Below are 17838 nucleotides of genomic sequence, written 5' to 3' on the forward strand. Positions count from 1 at the left end.
CAGGTCGCCAACTGCAGGCGGCCTGACTAATAATCAAATCAGCATGGGCAAGGTCGCGCTCGCCGTTTGCTGGCTGGCGGTGATGTAATGGGCATCGTGCGTCATCAGCTCCCCCATTAACACTTCCACCACTAACATCGCACCGACTTTCCCGCTGAGCGTTCCGGCGTTCAGCGGTCCTTCTGGACGTGCAGCCACCAAGAGCATATCGGCCAGGTTGCCCATTGGGCTGCGTAGCGTGTTACTCAACATCAACACCTGTGCTTTACGCTTCTTCGCAACGTTCACAACATGCATCAAGTCTTTGGTCGAGCCAGAGGCAGAGATAGCAATCACCAAATCACCCTCTATCAATGTCGAGGCGTTCATAGCAGCACGATGCATATCCCCAAACAACTGGGCGGATTTCCCCAGACGCAGCAGGCGATAATGCAGGTATTCACCCGTTATTGCGCTGGCTGCCACACCGTAGATCTGGATAGAGCGAGCCTGATGCAACGCAGTTGCCGCCTGCTGAAGGACGTCACGATTGATAAATTTTCCGGTATCACGCAACGCCTGCACAGACTCCTCGACCAAGGCATCGATGCTGTCACCGTCGTCAGTTACGACAGGCTGATTTTGCTGAACGTTCAGTGCCAGCGCCATCTTGAACTCGGTGTAGCCTTTGCAACCTAAAATGCGGCATAGACGCGTCACGCTGGCTTCACTGGTATCCGTCTCTTTTGCCAGGTCTGTAATAGTGAGATACAGCACTTTCTGAGGTTCGGTGAGGATAAAATCGCCTAGCTTTTGTAGCGCCGGACTGAAGCCCGGCAGTCCCTGGCGTAAATGCAGCAAAATGTTTTCATTGTCCGTCATGGCATCCCTCCGTTGACCAATTTCGATGGCGCTTAGTGTGCGTAAAGGTCCCACGTTAAGCCAGCAGATTCGATTATAAGTGAAAGCCATCACACAAATGGTAGTAATTTTCATCTCATGAATTAGATTATGATAATAATTTTTATCATAACAACACATCGGGGATGAAAATTTATGTCAATATTGAGTGGTGCCTCCTCAGGAGGCTGGTTTGAAAAAGCACAGCGCTTTGGTAAATCCTTTATGTTGCCCATCGCTGTATTGCCTGCCGCGGGCCTGCTGCTCGGCGTCGGGGGCGCGCTATCCAATCCCAATACCGTCAAAGCCTATCCGTTTCTCGATGTCGGCTGGCTGCAAGGTGTGTTCACCGTGATGGCAAGTGCAGGATCAGTGGTCTTCGCTAACCTTGCCGTGCTGTTTGCGGTGGGCGTGGCGGTAGGATTAGCCAAAAGCGATAAAGGCACGGCAGGTCTGGCATCACTTCTGGCCTATTTGGTGATGAACGCCACCATCAATGCACTGTTAACACTGACCGGCGTGCTGGCCAGCAGCAATCTCAGCGCGGTAGGACAAGGGATGGCGCTCGGCACACAAACATTGGAAACAGGTGTTTTTGGTGGCGTAGTGATGGGTTTGGTCACCGCACTGCTGCATAACCGTTACAACAAAATCGCGCTGCCGCAGTTCCTCGGCTTTTTTGGCGGCTCACGCTTTGTGCCTATTATCAGTTCTTTTGTGGCGATCGTGGTCGGCACGGCAATGACCATCATCTGGCCTCACTTCCAGAAGCTCATCTTTGGCATGGGTGGCCTGGTCGATGCCACAGGTTACTTGGGAACCTTTATCTACGGCTTTGTACTGCGCATGCTCGGGCCTTTTGGCTTGCATCATATCTTCTATTTGCCGTTCTGGACCACCGCCTTAGGTGGCAGCGAAATGGTGAATGGTCATCTGATTGAAGGCACACAGCGTATCTTCTTTGCTCAGTTGGCCGATCCCAACACGCAACAGTTCTACCTCGGCACGGCACGATTCATGTCAGGTCGTTTTATTACCATGATGTTCGGGCTATTAGGTGCCTGTCTGGCGATGTATCACACAGCTAAACCCGAGAACCGTAAACGCGTGGCAGGGTTATTGCTGTCCGCAGCCCTCACCTCGTTTTTGACCGGGATTACCGAACCTATTGAGTTCTCATTCCTGTTTGTCGCTCCCGTGTTGTATGTGATTCATGCTGTATTCGATGGGCTGGCGTTTATGATCGCCCATATGCTCCACATCACTATTGGGCAGACATTCTCGGGCGGCTTGATCGATTTCATTCTGTTCGGCGTGTTGCAAGGTGAAGATAAAACACACTGGCTCTCCGTGCCGCTGGTTGGTGTGCCGTGGTTCCTGCTCTATTACTTCACCTTCCGCTTTGTGATTACCCGTTTCAATTTCAAAACGCCCGGTCGGGAAGATGTCAGCGCAGAGAGTCCGCTGATTGCTGTAGGAGAACGCCCTTTGCAGGTCATCGAAGCGTTGGGGGGTAAAGCAAATATTGCTGAACTTGATTGCTGTGCCACGCGTCTGCGTATCACGCTTCACGACAGCGCTAAACTTAATGAAGCCGCATTAAAAGCCACTGGAGCACGTGCAGTGATCCAACGTGGCAAAGGCGTGCAGGTAATCTATGGCCCACACGTCACCATAATCAAAAATGAAGTTGAGGAGTTACTCGCGCTATGAAAGCAAACATGCTGCAGCAGATTCAGGGAAAATTGGTGGTGTCCTGTCAGGCACTGGAGAATGAACCGCTGCACAGTCCATTTATCATGTCTCGGATGGCGTTAGCGGCGAAGCAAGGTGGCGCGGCCGCCATCCGCGCCAACAGTTTGGTCGATGTGCAACAGATAATGCAAACCGTCGATCTGCCGATCATCGCGATCGTCAAACGTGATTATCCGGGCAGCGAGGTGTATATCACAGCAACGCTGCAAGAAGTGGATGAACTGATGGCTGCTGATCCAGCGATGATTGCCCTAGACGCTACGCAGCATCACCGACCGGGCGAATTGCAGCTGCCACAGTTGGTAGCGGCAGTTCGTCAACGTTATCCACAATTGTTGCTGATGGCAGATATCGCCACGGTGGAAGAAGCACAACTGGCAGCAGAACTCGGTTTCGACTGTATTGGCACCACACTACATGGCTATACGTCAGAAACCCAAGGCGCTTATCTGGCAGCGGATAATTTTGTCTTCTTGCGTGATGTAATCGCCGCAGTCAAGGTGCCGGTGATCGCAGAGGGAAATGTGGAAACACCTGAAATGGCGTCTCAGTGTTTACATCTCGGTGCACATGCGGTGGTCGTCGGGGGAGCTATTACACGGCCTCAGCAAATTACGCAGCGCTTCGTGAAGGCAATAAGCTGAAGACAAAAACAGCAAAGCCGCCCGGAGGCGGCCTTAACGCTGAAGCGGAAACTGAACTTATTTGTACAGTTCTGCCGTCATGTGCACACGGTTATTGGTGTTCGCTTCAGTGATTTTGTACTGTGCGCCCTGCTGCTGTGCCACTGCAGCCACTTTAGCTTCTGCACCGTCCAGGGTAGAAGACTCAACGGAGATGCTCTGGGCAAAGCTGGCAGCAGACATCAGTGAAAGAGCGGCAGCAGCGGCGATGGTCAGTGTTTTAATGGTTTTCATGGTCTTATTCCTTTGGGTTGTTTATGAAGGCTGTGTGCCTTCGATAAGAATAATAATACCCTGAGTTATCATTTCATTATTAACCATTAGTGCGATCATCATGATCTCACTAATCATAACCACCATTACAATAACTGCATTAATTGGTTGATCCCCATCTTATCCACATTTCAAGTGAAAAGAGCGCTCGCTAACCTGTGGATAAATCAGCTTTTCCCGCCGGGAATGCCTGCTGCAGCGCTGTGCTGTTTTTTTGTTCGCTTTCGCGAGGTTGTTGTCGGTTAAACTGAATCTTCTTTTTCAATCACCAGCACGCGTGCCGCGCCTTGGGGATGGGCAACATGCTCGGTACCCACGCTGGCAAAGAAAATGTCGCCTACGTTGAGCATCACTTTATGCACTTCTCCCCGCTCGCGATAATGCATCTCAACCACGCCATCTAACACCACAAAGACTTCTTCACCGTCATTGATGTGCCAACGATAAGGCTGATCAGTCCAGTGCAATCGCACGCTGGTGCCATCAAAATTGGCAACATCGAGAGCCTCCCATGCGCGTGTAGGAGAAAAGTTTTTGCTAACGATGATTTTCATTTGATGCCTGTTTTTTGCTGAGTGAATACGCAACATGCTACAGGTCAGTGAGTTGAGGTGAGAGACAAGTCAGGGACATTTCCGGCCAGATTACCGTCCCAAGTACAGACTCCAGATTCCAGAAACAGCAAAGCCGCCCGAAGGCGGCCTTAACGCTTAAGCGAAAACTGAGCTTATTTGTACAGTTCTGCAGTCATGTGCACACGGTTATTGGTGTTCGCTTCAGTGATTTTGTACTGTGCGCCCTGCTGCTGTGCCACTGCGGCCACTTTCGCTTCTGCACCGTCCAGGGTAGAAGACTCAACGGAGATGCTCTGGGCAAAGCTGGCAGCAGACATCAGTGAAAGACCGGCAGCAGCGGCGATGGTCAGTGTTTTGATGGTTTTCATGGTCTTATTCCTTTGGGTTGTGTGAGAAGGCTGTGTGCCTTCGATGAGAATAATAATACCCAAGGTTACCATTTCATTATTAACTATTAGTGCGATCATCATGATCACACTAACCATATCTTACAGAGACCTTACTCATCGCAATGATGTTGATTGCAGCTAACACGGCGGCGGCAATAAAGGCCATCGATAAGCGCCCTGGAAGGTATGTCATGAACGCCGCCATGAATTGTCCGCCAAAAATGGCCATTGATAAGCGCGCCAATTGGCGCCCACGCTCATGAGGTTGACTGATTTCGACTGTCATGTGATTCACCAAAGGCACTGACAGGCCAAACCCCATGCCTAATAAGATGCCGCCAGGCAGACACAACACGACATTGGGGGCTGCTGCAAATTCAAGATGTGCCAAAAGGTAGCAAATGAACGCCATGATCAACGTCGGATAGTGGCCAAATTGCAGCACAACATGCGGCATCAGTGCTGCTGCCAGCACCGCCACCAGTGAGACAAATGAGAGAAAATAGCCAATATGTGCGGCATTAACACCCATCAAAGCGAACCGTTGCGGCAGCATAATGACGGCGGTGAAAAAACAGATCATGGAACAGAACGCCGCCAGCCATACCGGCCGCAACCGTCGATCACTATCCGTTACACCCTCTTCTATTGTTTCCGCTCTCATCTGCTGCTGTGGGCGCGGGATACAAATGAGCACTAATACCAGCAGCAACCAAGAGAAGAGATAAAGCCCATACGGATAACGCCAATTTGCGGAGGCCAGAATCCCACCCACAAAGAGAAACACTACGCCACCCAACTCGATTGCCATGCCTTGACGCGCGATCATCTTTAATCGGGCTTCGGCCTGATAAAAACTGGCAATTAAGCTGGTCCCGGCAGACATCACCACCGCTGTTGCGCAACCCAGTATGATGCGGTCAATGATTTGAGGCACTGCGCCAGGCAACCAAATGCCTGCCACGCCCAATCCGCCATAGCAGAAAAGCCCAATCAGTAGCATTGAATAGGCACCAAAACGATCTATCGCTCGGCCTGCTAACGGCCCTGCCAATATCACTCCCAGCGCAGGCAGCGTCACCAACCAGCTTGCAAGATAAGAAACCTTTAATTGCGCGGCGATGTCACTTAATCCCGGCACAATCACGCATCCCACCATGATAGTCAGGCAACTGACAGCCAGGAGCGTGATAGAGCCTGCGGGTTTAATTGGAGTCATGGTTTTAATTTATCCGAATAGTGGGATTTATATCCATTTAACGGACGTGAGTGTTACGGCATCGGCAAATATTGTCAATGGCTACCATGCTATAGTGGCGGCCATTAAAATCGATAAAGCGGAAGAATGATGGCTGCAGACACAGAAGCTAACGGTTCGCAGGTTATTGCACGTGCCGCGACTATTTTGCGGGCGTTAGAAAATCGACCAACGGGATTAAGCATGTCCGAGCTGTCAAAACTGACAGCGCTACCGCGCACCACTGTGCATCGGTTAGTCACTTCGTTGATTTCGCAGCAGTTGCTACTGCAGGGCAGTGAAGGCATTAAGCTAGGCCCGGCACTAGCAAGGCTTGCCGCTTCAGCACATACCGATATTATCGCGCTTTCCCAACCGGCGATGGAGACACTTGGACGTCGTTCGCGAGAAACGGTCGATTTATGCGTCTGGCGCGGTAGCCATACGGTTCTGGTCAGTCAATATGCCTCCGATCAGGAGTTACGCGTCGTCTCACCCATCAGCACAGCCTTTCCCACGCACTGCGCTGCACATGGAAAAGCCTTATTGGCTGAACAAACGGATGATGTCGTCTCGGCATTACTGCCGCAATTGAACGATGTGTGCACCGTAAATACTTTTCGAGATCCTCAGCTTCTCTTAAAGGCGATTCAGCAGGTTCGTGAGCAAGGTTATGCGGTAGATCGCGAAGAGCATGCGCGTGGTGTATGCGGTATCAGTGTCGCCCTGAATACCGGGTCAGGAGAGCGTTATGCGCTGGCCATTGCGGTGCCATCATTACGCTTTGATGAGCAGTTTCCACAACTTCTCGCGGCTTTACTGCAGGCAAAAACTGAAATCGAGTCGCTGCTTGTCGGTTAGCACAAATGACAAAGCCGCCCGTAGGCGGCCTTAATATCGTGGGTGGCGAGCTTATTTATACAACTGAGCCGTCATGTGCACGCGGTTGTTGGTGTTGGCTTCAGTAATTTTGTACTGAGCGCCCTGCTGCTGAGCAACGGCGGCGATTTTCGCTTCTGCACTGTCTAGAGTGGAAGCATCAACAGAGATACTTTGTGCGAAGCTCGCGGATGAAACCAGAGTAAGAGCGACAACTGCAACGAAAGTTTTGATAGATTTCATGGTCATTTCCTCAGAGTGCTTTTCAGTTTGTGAAGCGTTTCGCCTCGATGTGAGAAATAATAGACCTGCTTATCGTTGAGTAAAAGCTGAAGGTTTTGCTGATAAAATTCAAAATATTTGAATGATATTAAAACAACCTTTTCTTAGGTTACATCGGTTAAAACTCGGAAATTTTCACCGTCACAATTAAATCGCGCCACCTCCTGCATGCCAAGATGCTGGTGCGCACGTAACGAGGGAATATTGTTGGATTGGATGAATAATACCGGAGTTTTTAAACCATAATGTTCCCGCATTGCCGCATATAATGACCGCAATATTCCCTGACCACGTTCACTTGCTGCAATACATACCGGACCATACAGCCAACACTGTCTCCCGGATGGCCAGGCATCCAACATGGCTGATACCACAGGGGGGAATGTTCCGCGGATAACGCACTTAATAAGACACCCACCACCGTTCCCTCGCGTTTAGCCACCAGCGTATAGGCAGTGGCGCGTTCGAGCATACCGGCCACTCGCTCTGGCGGATAATTCCCGTTTAAAGCACCGCCATTACCAGCGGCATTCTTTTGAAGCAATGCAACGATTGCGTCAAAGTCTGTAGGCTGTGCGGTGGTAATACGATAATCACTCCCCATCAAAGTTCTCCTTTGCCATTTCGCTGTTTTTTAAAGCATAGCGAAAAACTCTCACAAAGAAGAACGCGGGTCTTCAATGCCGCCCGCAGGCGGCCATCTTTAAGGCCTTGCTGCTGAGCCATCTGGCAAGCGCGCGTTCGTCCACTCTGGCAGGTCGCCTTTTACAGGATACTTAGCCGCTTGAGCTTCATCGATATCTACCCCCAAGCCAGGGCGGTCACTGAGATAAGCGTAACCACGATCAATTTCTGGGCAGCCAGGGAAGACTTCCTGCAGAGCATCATTAACCGGGGTATATTCCTGGATGCCGAGATTGGTAATACTCATGTCGATATGCAGATTTGCCGCCACCCCAACCGGTGAAATATCACCTGGCCCATGCCAGGCGGTTCTTACGCCATAGAGTTCAGCAAAAGTCGCCAGCTTTTTGGCAGGCGTAATCCCGCCGATGGTGCTGACATGGCAACGAATATAATCGATTAGTTGGTTTTGGATCAGGGGCTTCCACTCATTGATTTGGGTAAACAACTCACCCATCGCTATCGGTGTGCTGCTCTGTGTACGTAATGTTTTAAGCCAATCAATGTTCTCAGGGGCGACAGGATCTTCGAGGAAAAACAGCTGGAACTCTTCCAACGATTTCGCCATTTGGATTGAGGCAATCGGTGTGATTCGCTCGTGTACGTCATGGATAAACTCCACACCAAAACCAATTTTATTGCGCAGATGATCAAACAAACGAGGTACTGCACGCGCGTAAGCTTCGGGGTCGAAATAGACGCCCGGCGTCTGACTACGCGGTGACACCTTCGGCTGAATATTACGAGCCTTAGCCAACTTACCGGCGATCAGTCGTAAATCATCTGTACCGGCACCGCCATACATGCCCACCTGACAGCGTACATATTGATAACCCTCTTCCATACGCGCCCGAATATTATCTTCAACTTCAACTTCATCTGCACCGTCACAGTGGCGGTAAAGAGCAATACCATCACGGCATTTCCCACCCAACAGTTCGTACACTGGCAGCCCAGCCACTTTGCCTTTTAAATCCCACAAGGCCATATCGACGCCAGACAGTGCGTTGTTCATGACCGGGCCATTTCGCCAGTAGCCACTCACGGCTGCCGATTGCCAAATATCCTCAATTCGCGCGGGATCCTTACCCATTAAAAACGGTTTCATATAGTTGTCGATGGCAGAGGCGACGGCATGAATACGCTGAGTAAAGGTTGCACAGCCCAAACCGTATAAACCAGGTTCGCTGGTTTCAATTTTAACCACCACCAGGTCAATACCGCCTGGTGCGGTGAGAATGGTTTTTACGTTGGTAATCTTAAGTTGGCTCATGCTAATCCTCATTAATCTTGTATGATGTCCTACATGTTAAAGGAATAAAAAAAGCCGCAATGGGCTTTTCCTATGATCAGTTATGGCGTACATCCTCGATGGCGTGCACGTTATGGGTCATCGCACTGTTGAGCGTCTCTGTTGCCAAATCTGCATCACGATTTTTCAGCGCCATGAATACCTTAATGTGGGCTTCAACGCTCTCAAGCGTAATGCCCAGCACACGGTTTAACTCTTCGAGATAATGCACATAGATGCCTTTGAGTGACTCCATAACATGAATAAAAATTTTGTTATGCGAGGCTTTCACTATGGCCAGATGAAAGTCATAGTCTGCCAGGGAGTACTTCTTGTAATCTTCCCGATTGACCAGCATACGATTGAGTGCACTCTCTAACGCCTGAATGTCTTCATCAGTTGCATTCTCTACAGCCAACTCCATGCAACGAAACTCAACGGTTTGGCGAAACACTCGCATATCGTCAAACTCTTCCTGAGACAGATGCAAAATCGGCTGATTGTCACTGAATGCCCCGTAGCGCGCGACATCCCGAGTAACATAAGTCCCCTTGCCCTGATGCGTGATGACGATACCTAAATCACGTAGTTTTTGCACTGCACTGCGCACGCTGACTCGGCTGACCTGGAAGGTGGCAGTGAGTTCTGCTTCAGAAGGCAACTTACAGCCCGGCTCCCAGATGCCATCTTGAATGTTCTGCTTCATCTGCTCGTAGATCACATCCACGATATTGTGTTTTTGAATACTTGCCAGCGCCACGTTGCTCACTCACTTGTCCTACATGTTGGCCTTTTTAACTTTTTCACTGTCTTGGCACAAGGCGTTTTTTCATTTATCACCCTTTACACGTTTAATTCACAAGATGTAAATACTTTAAATTCATTAGCTTATAATGCTTTTGATGCTTTCATGGTTTGCTACCAGATCCCATTTTTGTGAAACAGTCTGCAATTTGTTAATCATGTGATTGCTGCTACCTATAACCTCACGTACAACTCTCACATCAACTTGTTAGTCATGTTACATGAGGAGTTATCATGCACCCCCTTTTCGATTTAACGGGAAAAACAGCCTTAATTACCGGTTCAACGCGCGGGCTCGGTTTTGCCTACGCCACAGGATTAGCGCAGGCTGGCGCTTCTGTCATCCTGAATGGCACCTGCGAACAACACATGCATCACGCGTTGGCACAGTTAGAAGCACAGGGATTTAATGCGCGGGGCTTTCTCTTTAACGTCGCAAATGAAGATGAGATAGAGCACGTTTTCACGCAGCTTGATGAAGAAAATGTCCACGTCGATATCGTCATCAATAATGCCGGTATTCAGTTCCGTAAACCTATGCTGGAACTGGCCTTAAGTGACTGGCAGCGCGTATTAGATGTCAATCTCACCAGTGCCTTCCTGGTATCTCGAGCTGCAGCGCGGCGTATGGTGGCGCGCAACAGCGGTGGCAAAATTATCAACATCGGCTCACTCACTAGCGAAGCCGCTCGCGCGACCGTTGCCCCTTATACCGCAGCAAAAGGCGGTATCAAATTACTGACGAAATCGATGGCAGCTGAATGGGCTGTCCATAACATCCAATCGAATGGCATCGGACCGGGCTATATCCTCACCGACATGAACAGTGCACTGGTAGAAAATCAGGAATTCAATCAATGGGTTTGCAATAGCACTCCCTCAGGGCGCTGGGGTAAACCTGATGAGTTAATTGGCACGGCGGTGTACCTGGCCTCCTCGGCTTCTAACTACGTTAATGGACAAATGATTTATGTCGACGGTGGTTGGCTCGCCACACTTTAGACCACCGTTAATTAAAAATGCATTTCCAGACTCACTGTATCCTCCCCATAAAACGATAAGAGGTCAGAACATGAATCAGACCATTTCAGGGACACTCTCTAATAAACGTTGGGGGCGGCTCATTCCCATCGCCTTCATCACCTATAGCCTGGCCTATTTGGATCGAGCAAACTACGGTTTCGGCGCTGCAGCTGGACTCGCAGAAGACCTTAACATCACACCGGCAATATCTTCGCTGCTGGGTGCACTATTCTTCCTGGGTTATTTCTGTTTTCAAGTGCCCGGCGGTATCTATGCAGAGAAACACTCAGCCAAGCGATTGATTTTTTGGAGTCTCATTCTTTGGGGGGCGCTGGCTGCTGCAACAGGCATGGTTCACAATGTTGCACTTTTGGCGGCCGTACGTTTTCTTCTGGGTGTGGCCGAAAGCGTAGTCATGCCCGCGATGCTGATATTTCTCAGTCACTGGTTCACAAGAGAGGAGCGTTCTAGAGCGAATACCTTCTTGTTTCTAGGTAATCCCATCACAGTGTTGTGGATGTCGATCCTTTCTGGTTACTTAGTCAATGCATTTGGTTGGCGCGGGATGTTCATTATTGAAGGTGCGCCAGCCATCATATGGGCCGTCATTTGGTGGGTGATCTACGCTGATCGACCAAAAGACGCCAAATGGTTAAACGATACGGAAAAACGTGCCATCGAGAATGCGCTGGCAGAAGAACAACAAGCCATAAAACCCGTCAAAAATTATCGTGAAGCCTTTCGTTCACCCAAAGTACTGGCCCTGGCTTTCATCCACTTCTTTTGGAACATAGGCATGTATGGCTTCATCATGTGGCTGCCTTCAATGCTCAAAACGGCATCTGGTTTAGGCATAGTAGCAACCGGCTGGCTCTCTGCTGCCCCCTATCTGGTTGCCGTTCCACTGATGTTAACAGCATCTTGGTACTCGGATAAATTCCAGCAGCGTAAAGCTATCGTTGTGGCTTTCCTCGGACTGGGGGCCGTCTGTTTTATTGCCTCCTTCACTCTCGGCGCATCTCATTTCTGGATCTCTTGGTCACTGCTGGTCATTGCTGGAGGAGCAATGTATACGCCTTATGGCCCATTCTTCGCCGCCATTCCTGAAATGATCCCTCGCAACGTAGTAGCCGGTGCAATCTCATTTGTCGTTTGTTTCGGCGCTTTGGGATCATTCGTCGGCGCCTGGATTGTGGGCTACTTAAATGGTTTGACCGGAAGTCCAGCTGCTTCATATGTTTTCATGGGCGCGTCCCTCGTGGTTGCTGTGCTCTTAACTGCACTGACCCGTTTTAGTAATGCATCGAACACGTTAACCCACTCCGCACTGAGAAAGGTTAATCCATGACAGCTAAACCCACCCGTACCCGATTCTCCGTGCTGGCGATGTTATTTGTTGTGACGGCCATTAACTATATGGACCGTGCCAACCTTTCCGTTGCGGGTTCTCACATTCAGGGAGACTTGGCGCTCTCCCCGACGCAGCTCGGATTACTGTTCTCAATGTTTACCTGGTTCTATGCCATGAGCCAAATCCCAGTGGGATATCTTTTGGACCGTATCGGCTCCCGCTGGTTGTATGGCAGCGCGATTGTGTTGTGGAGCGTGTTTACCCTGTTGATGGGCCTTGCTTCTCACCATCTTTTCGCCACCGCCACCGCTTCTTTTATGATGCTGCTGGCTTGCCGTGCTTTGGTGGGGATCGCTGAAGCCCCCTCTTTTCCTTCGAACACCAAGATCATCGCGACATGGTTCCCGGATCATGAACGTGCCCGTGCAACTGCGACCTACTCCAGTGCGCAATACATTGGCCTGGCGCTACTCACCCCGCTGCTTTCCCTGATTGTGAGCAAGTGGGGCTGGGAGATGTCGTTCTATATTTCTGGCGCGGTCGGCATCGTATTTGGTATTTACTGGTTGATTCGCTATCGCGATCCGCAACACAGCACGCAGGTCAATCAAGGGGAACTGGAAATTATTCGCCAAGGCGGTGGCTACGGTTCTGAAGTCAAAGGGGCAAATACGCGGGTGAACTGGCCTGAAGTACGCTTCATCTTGCGTCAACGCACCACCTGGGGTCTGTTTATTGCCCAATTCGCGGCTTCGTCCACCCTCTACTTTTTCCTGACTTGGTTCATTGTCTATCTGGAAAAAGGGTTACACCTGTCGATCGACAAAGCAGGGATTGGCGCCATGTTCCCTTACCTCATGGCCATGGCTGGTGTGTTATGCGGAGGCACATTAAGTGATCTGCTGCTGAAGCGCGGTCGCAGTCGTACCTTTGCGCGAAAACTTCCTGTGATGTCAGGCATGCTACTGACTTGCTCAATTGCGCTGGTAAATTTCTTCCAGGACCAACCTGTCATAGCGATAGGTATTCTCTCCATCGCCTTTTTCGCCAATGCTTTCTCCAATCTCGGTTGGGTGGTGTGCAGTGATGTCATACCACGCCATCTCATTGGCACTATTGGCGGATTTCTCAATATTTTCGGCAACTTATCCGGCATCGCCAGCCCGATCATCATCGGCATAATTCTGCAACGTACGCAAAACTTCCAATATGCGATGTGGTACATAGCGGCGGTCGCACTGGCGGGTTTCCTCGCTTATCTGTTCCTGGTGGGGAAAATCGAAGTCATGGTTCCTCCAGATGAACAACCTACCCCGCGCGACAATGAAAAATATAAGACGCCTTCAAATGCTTAGGAGCAATCATGCAGCATAAAACGGTTAAAGCCGTCATGGTGGCGGGAGCCCATGATGTACGGTATGAGAATCAAGACATTGCCTGGAACAGCAATCAAGTGCTGGTAAAAGTGGAGCGCGGAGGAATCTGTGGTTCAGATATCCATTACTTCTTGCACGGCCGAGCAGGCATGTCGGTGTTGAAGTCGCCGATGGTACTAGGTCATGAGTTTGTTGGCATCGTTGAGCAAGCGCCACAGGAGAGCAACTTGTTGGCTGGACAACGCGTGGCTATCAATCCATCGCAACCCTGTCAGCAGTGCGACATCTGCCGCTCAGGTAAACAAAATCTCTGCCGCTCGATGCGATTTATGGGAAGCGCGCAATTTTATCCCCATGTGAACGGTGGTTTTGCGCAGCATGTGGTGGTCGCCCCAGAGCAGTGCATCCCTTATGCCGATAATGTTGAGGCCAAAGTGATCGCCTTTGCCGAGCCGCTGGCGGTTTGTATTCACGGCATAAAGCAGGCTGGAGATTTAACCGGCAAGCGTGTTTTAGTCACTGGCGCAGGGCCGATTGGATGTTTGGTGATTGCTGCTGCGTTGGCCTCAGGCGCGACGGAAGTGATAGCGACCGATCTCAGCGAACGTTGCCGCGCGTTGGCATTAAAAATGGGCGCAGCTTCGGTCTGGGATCCACGCGATGAAGAGGTCGTTGCCGCTTGGCGTGAGAAGGGTGGCAGCTTCGACGTCTGCTTTGAAGCCTCTGGCGCTGCCGCTGCCGTCGCCTCAGTCGTTGCCTATACTCGACCTGGCGGAATTATCGTGCAACTTGGTATGGGTCAGGCTGAGATCACCTATCCCATCGGCCCTCTTTTGGTTAAAGAAGTGCAGTTACGCGGCTCGTTTAGATTTGTCGATGAATTTACCACCGCTGTGCGTTGGTTGGAGACGGGCAAAATTGATCCTCTGCCGTTACTGTCGGCAGAACTGCCTATGGGCCAGGCGGTTGACGCACTCGAATTGGCCGCTGATAAGGAGAGGGCCGCAAAAGTACAGTTAGTGTTCTAGGTTTCAGAAACAGCAAAGCCGCCCGGAGGCGGCCTTAACGCTGAAGCGGAAACTGAACTTATTTGTACAGTTCTGCAGTCATGTGCACACGGTTATTGGTGTTTGCTTCAGTGATTTTGTACTGTGCGCCCTGCTGCTGTGCCACTGCGGCAACTTTAGCTTCTGCACCGTCCAGCGTTGAAGACTCAACGGAGATGCTCTGGGCAAAGCTGGCAGCAGACATCAGTGAAAGAGCGGCAGCAGCGGCGATGGTCAGTGTTTTGATGGTTTTCATGGTCTTATTCCTTTGGGTTGTGTGTGAAGGCTGTGTGCCTTCGATGAGAATAATAATACCCAAGGTTACCATTTCATTATTAACTATTAGTGAGATCATCATGATCGCACTAATAGTATTCAAGTTATGGATCAAATCGAACTACGTACCTGCTGAGCAGGCAAGGTACCTTCTGCTTCAGGCGTGACCTCAGCTGCAGGTTGCGAACCATACTTATTTTGTAACCACTGTTGCACCTGGTCCAACAAATGCCCATCCAACGCGTAATAGCGCAGATAAACGCCAACGGTAACCGCGAAAAAGAGTAACGGCGCGCCCACCATAATTGCCTGCATACCTAAGAGAGTTGATGCACTTTGCTGCACATTTGGCACATAGCCAATCAGGCTAAGCACCATACCGATAAACAGCCCGGCAAAGGCAGCACCTGCTTTTACCACCATAGTTTGGACAGAATAGGCAATGCTCTCAATGCGGACACCCAGCGCGTAGTCACCGTAGTCCACGGTGTCCGCCACCATAATCACTAACAATACCCAGAAGAGTGCATTCCCAATATTCACCAGTACTCCGGACAGTGAGATAAGCACTGCGCCTTGCGGCGCCCAAACAGCAATCGCGAACAGCATAAAGCAACTCAGCACAGGCAGCACCGACGCGCTGAGCCACAATACCCGACGAGAAAAAACGCGCACTAAGCGCGGGAACAACACAATGGTGATGAGGTTAGCCACACCGGCAAACGCCATATACCACGGGAAAAGATCTTCACGTCCAAAAACATATTTAAAGTAATACACGGCGAATGCTGTGATGATGCTGTAAGCCAAGTTCCACGCCAATGCCATGATTAACAATACAAATAATGGTCGATTGCGGGTGATCATACTGAGCACGGTGCCGAGACTGTGTTGTTCGCTGTTTGCTGTTTTTTGCGACGAGGAGTACCTCTCATGCACATTCAGCAGCGTCACCAACGTAGAAAGGATGAAGAAAAATACGATGATGTAAGTGAAGTAGAGAAAACCCTCACCTTGGTTACCGCCACCTAGCCAGCGGATGGCGGGTAATCCAATCACCCCCGTGAGATAGCCTGCACAACTGGCAAAAAATCGCGGCCAGGGAATCAATGCTTCTCGCTCACGTTTATCCAGCGTAATGCAAGGTACCAGTGACCAAAATGGCACATCCATGATGGTGTAAGTAAATCCCCACAGCAGATAGGTTATCCAGATCCACACAATCTGCTCGGTACCATGAAAATGGTGAGCATGAAACACGGCAATCAACATCACTGAATTCACTAACGTACCAAGCAAAATCCAGGGTTTAAACTTGCCCCAGCGGGACCGGGTGCGTTCGACGACCCATCCCATAACAGGATCGGCTAACGCATCGAGAAATCGCGCCACCAGAAATAACGTAGCGACCATGCCCATCGAAATCCCGGCCACATCGGTGTAGTAAAACATCAGATACATATAGATGATGCCTATGGCGAAATCTTTGCCGAATGCACCCAGGCCATAGCTGATTTTGGTCTTCAGTGACACACTCATGATTGACTCTCCTCCTTGAACGGGTGGCAACCGACAGCCATGAAGCAGTTGCCTACACGCACAGGTAATTTAGCAGAAATGCTCTGAATATCAGTGATATGAAGGCAACCAGTCGCCATGTGCCGCAATCAATTCGTCACACAGGCGTATCGTATCGTCGATGGAGAGCTCCGCAGAGGTATGAGGGTCGAGCAGAGCTGCATGATAAATGTGCTCTTTCTTGCCGGTGACCGCCGCTTCGATGGTCAGGAGCTGCGTATTGATATTGGTGCGATTTAGCGCCGCGCACTGTGGCGGTAAATCACCGACGTAGCAGGGCGTAATTCCTTGAGCATCCACCAGACAAGGCACTTCTACACAGGCCTCGCGGGGTAAATTAGTGATTAAACCGTTGTTAAGTACGTTCCCGCCAATCTTATAGGGTTTATCAAGCATCATGCTTTCAATGATATATGACGCATATTCCAGGCTGCGGGTATGGGTGAGATTTTCATTTAGGGTTAATTGCTCACGTTGCATATCCCAGCGTTCAATTTGCTCAATGCAGCGACGCGGGTACTCATCGAGCGGAATATTAAACTGCTCGATTAATTCCGGATAATTTCGCTTGATCCAGTAAGGCATGTATTCCGCATTGTGCTCGGAGGACTCAGTGACGTAATAACCGAATTTATGCATGATCTCATGTCGCACCCTATCATCATGTTGCTGTGTCAACGCCCGTGAACGGCGCCGAATCTCAGGATAGAGATCCTCACCATTCCGTCGAATATCTAACAACCATGCCATATGATTGATACCGGCAATATTGAACACCACATTGTCAGTTGGCATATCAACGCTCTTTAACAACGTTTCTGCACAAACTTGCACGCTGTGGCATAAGCCTACCGTTTTAATGCCGGTATATCTGAGCATTGCGCCCGTCAATGATGCCATGGGATTGGTATAATTGAGCAGCCACGCATTTGGGCAAACCTCTTCCATGTCTCGTGCCAGGTCAAACATAACGGGTAAGGTGCGTAAGGCGCGGAAAAGCCCACCGACGCCCAAAGTATCCGCAATGGTTTGGCGTAAACCGTATTTTTTTGGAATATCAAAATCAATCACAGTGCTGGGTTGATATCCCCCCACCTGAATGGCATTGATCACAAAGTCTGCTTGCTTTAATGCCTCACGTCGTAATTCAACTCCCGCATATTGATGAATGCGTGCGCGGTTTTGGTTAATATTGGCATTAATGTTTGTCAGCATTTTGTAAGACTCATCGAGTCGCTGAGCATCAATATCATACAGCGCAATCTCGGCATCAGAGATATGAGCAGCAGCCAGCACATCACCCAGCACATTTTTGGCAAAAACAGTGCTCCCCGCTCCAATGAACGTTATTTTCATTTTCTCACCTTATATTCCAGCACGACTGTGTTGATAAAAGATAAACAATGGCCGGGATAAGCGATATGTACAAATGTGACATCCTTATAGCAGAATGACAT

General features: G+C 50.0%; 19 protein-coding genes. 7 read left to right on the forward strand and 12 right to left on the reverse strand.

Annotated elements, in window-relative coordinates:
- Positions 1-33: 33 nt before the first annotated feature.
- The gene (locus tag HA51_RS02250; protein ID WP_084931659.1) at positions 34-861 is read right to left on the reverse strand and encodes a MurR/RpiR family transcriptional regulator; all 828 of its coding nucleotides are present in this window, start codon (positions 859-861) and stop codon (positions 34-36) included.
- Between the two features lie 174 nt (positions 862-1035).
- Between HA51_RS02250 and HA51_RS02255 the strand changes: the two genes are divergently transcribed.
- Both HA51_RS02255 and HA51_RS02260 read left to right on the forward strand, forming a co-directional pair.
- Complete coding sequence (locus HA51_RS02255; RefSeq protein WP_084931660.1) at positions 1036-2592, forward strand: maltose/glucose-specific PTS transporter subunit IIC; 1557 nt, start codon at positions 1036-1038, stop codon at positions 2590-2592.
- Complete coding sequence (locus HA51_RS02260) at positions 2589-3278, forward strand: N-acetylmannosamine-6-phosphate 2-epimerase (RefSeq protein ID WP_084931661.1); 690 nt, start codon at positions 2589-2591, stop codon at positions 3276-3278. The genes HA51_RS02255 and HA51_RS02260 overlap by 4 nt, the downstream gene beginning before the upstream one ends.
- Before the next feature lie 57 nt (positions 3279-3335).
- Here HA51_RS02260 and HA51_RS02265 read toward each other — a convergent pair whose 3' ends face one another.
- The 4 genes from HA51_RS02265 to HA51_RS02280 form a co-directional block, all read right to left on the reverse strand.
- Positions 3336-3551, reverse strand: a complete 216-nt coding sequence (locus HA51_RS02265) for a YdgH/BhsA/McbA-like domain containing protein (protein ID WP_034829885.1) — start codon at positions 3549-3551, stop codon at positions 3336-3338.
- A gap of 281 nt (positions 3552-3832) precedes the next feature.
- Positions 3833-4144 carry a cupin domain-containing protein gene (locus HA51_RS02270; protein ID WP_084931662.1) on the reverse strand — a complete coding sequence of 104 codons (312 nt, stop codon included), beginning with the start codon at positions 4142-4144 and terminating at the stop codon, positions 3833-3835.
- Between the two features lie 173 nt (positions 4145-4317).
- The gene (locus tag HA51_RS02275) at positions 4318-4533 is read right to left on the reverse strand and encodes a YdgH/BhsA/McbA-like domain containing protein (protein WP_084931663.1); all 216 of its coding nucleotides are present in this window, start codon (positions 4531-4533) and stop codon (positions 4318-4320) included.
- A 109-nt stretch (positions 4534-4642) separates the two neighbouring features.
- Complete coding sequence (locus HA51_RS02280) at positions 4643-5773, reverse strand: MFS transporter (protein ID WP_084931664.1); 1131 nt, start codon at positions 5771-5773, stop codon at positions 4643-4645.
- A 129-nt stretch (positions 5774-5902) separates the two neighbouring features.
- Here HA51_RS02280 and HA51_RS02285 point away from each other — a divergent pair, with 129 nt between their 5' ends.
- A complete protein-coding gene (locus HA51_RS02285) occupies positions 5903-6652 on the forward strand; it encodes an IclR family transcriptional regulator (protein WP_084931665.1) in 750 nt (249 codons plus the stop codon).
- A gap of 51 nt (positions 6653-6703) precedes the next feature.
- On the opposite strand, the gene HA51_RS02290 is transcribed toward HA51_RS02285, so the two are convergent.
- From HA51_RS02290 to HA51_RS02305, 4 genes are all read right to left on the reverse strand, one after another.
- A complete protein-coding gene (locus tag HA51_RS02290; RefSeq protein ID WP_084931666.1) occupies positions 6704-6913 on the reverse strand; it encodes a YdgH/BhsA/McbA-like domain containing protein in 210 nt (69 codons plus the stop codon).
- A 274-nt stretch (positions 6914-7187) separates the two neighbouring features.
- Positions 7188-7556 carry a non-ribosomal peptide synthetase family protein gene (locus HA51_RS02295; protein ID WP_245840126.1) on the reverse strand — a complete coding sequence of 123 codons (369 nt, stop codon included), beginning with the start codon at positions 7554-7556 and terminating at the stop codon, positions 7188-7190.
- A 99-nt stretch (positions 7557-7655) separates the two neighbouring features.
- The gene (locus HA51_RS02300) at positions 7656-8909 is read right to left on the reverse strand and encodes an enolase C-terminal domain-like protein (protein WP_084931667.1); all 1254 of its coding nucleotides are present in this window, start codon (positions 8907-8909) and stop codon (positions 7656-7658) included.
- A gap of 76 nt (positions 8910-8985) precedes the next feature.
- On the reverse strand, positions 8986-9687 hold the full coding sequence (locus HA51_RS02305; RefSeq protein ID WP_084932069.1) for a FadR/GntR family transcriptional regulator: 702 nt from the start codon (positions 9685-9687) through the stop codon (positions 8986-8988).
- A 278-nt stretch (positions 9688-9965) separates the two neighbouring features.
- Here HA51_RS02305 and HA51_RS02310 point away from each other — a divergent pair, with 278 nt between their 5' ends.
- The 4 genes from HA51_RS02310 (at position 9966) to idnD (ending at position 14509) form a co-directional block, all read left to right on the forward strand.
- Complete coding sequence (locus HA51_RS02310) at positions 9966-10733, forward strand: SDR family oxidoreductase (RefSeq protein ID WP_084931668.1); 768 nt, start codon at positions 9966-9968, stop codon at positions 10731-10733.
- A 70-nt stretch (positions 10734-10803) separates the two neighbouring features.
- Positions 10804-12102, forward strand: coding sequence for an MFS transporter (locus tag HA51_RS02315; protein WP_084931669.1), 1299 nt, complete (start codon positions 10804-10806; stop codon positions 12100-12102).
- Complete coding sequence (locus HA51_RS02320) at positions 12099-13460, forward strand: MFS transporter (RefSeq protein WP_084931670.1); 1362 nt, start codon at positions 12099-12101, stop codon at positions 13458-13460. Before HA51_RS02315 ends, HA51_RS02320 begins: the two co-directional genes overlap by 4 nt.
- A gap of 8 nt (positions 13461-13468) precedes the next feature.
- A complete protein-coding gene (gene idnD / locus HA51_RS02325; RefSeq protein ID WP_084931671.1) occupies positions 13469-14509 on the forward strand; it encodes an L-idonate 5-dehydrogenase in 1041 nt (346 codons plus the stop codon).
- Positions 14510-14567: 58 nt separating this feature from the next.
- Here the strand turns inward: idnD and HA51_RS02330 are convergent, their stop codons facing one another.
- The 3 genes from HA51_RS02330 to melA form a co-directional block, all read right to left on the reverse strand.
- Entirely contained in the window at positions 14568-14783 is a 216-nt protein-coding gene (locus HA51_RS02330; protein WP_034829885.1) for a YdgH/BhsA/McbA-like domain containing protein, read from the reverse strand.
- A gap of 131 nt (positions 14784-14914) precedes the next feature.
- Positions 14915-16342 (reverse strand): melibiose:sodium transporter MelB, encoded by a 1428-nt coding sequence (gene melB / locus HA51_RS02335; protein WP_084931672.1) that lies wholly within the window; start codon positions 16340-16342, stop codon positions 14915-14917.
- 90 nt (positions 16343-16432) lie between these two features.
- Positions 16433-17737, reverse strand: coding sequence for an alpha-glucosidase/alpha-galactosidase (gene melA, locus HA51_RS02340; protein WP_084931673.1), 1305 nt, complete (start codon positions 17735-17737; stop codon positions 16433-16435).
- Positions 17738-17838 lie beyond the last annotated feature (101 nt).

Source organism: Pantoea rwandensis (genome assembly GCF_002095475.1).
In the GTDB taxonomy this organism is placed as follows: Bacteria; Pseudomonadota; Gammaproteobacteria; order Enterobacterales; family Enterobacteriaceae; genus Pantoea; species Pantoea rwandensis.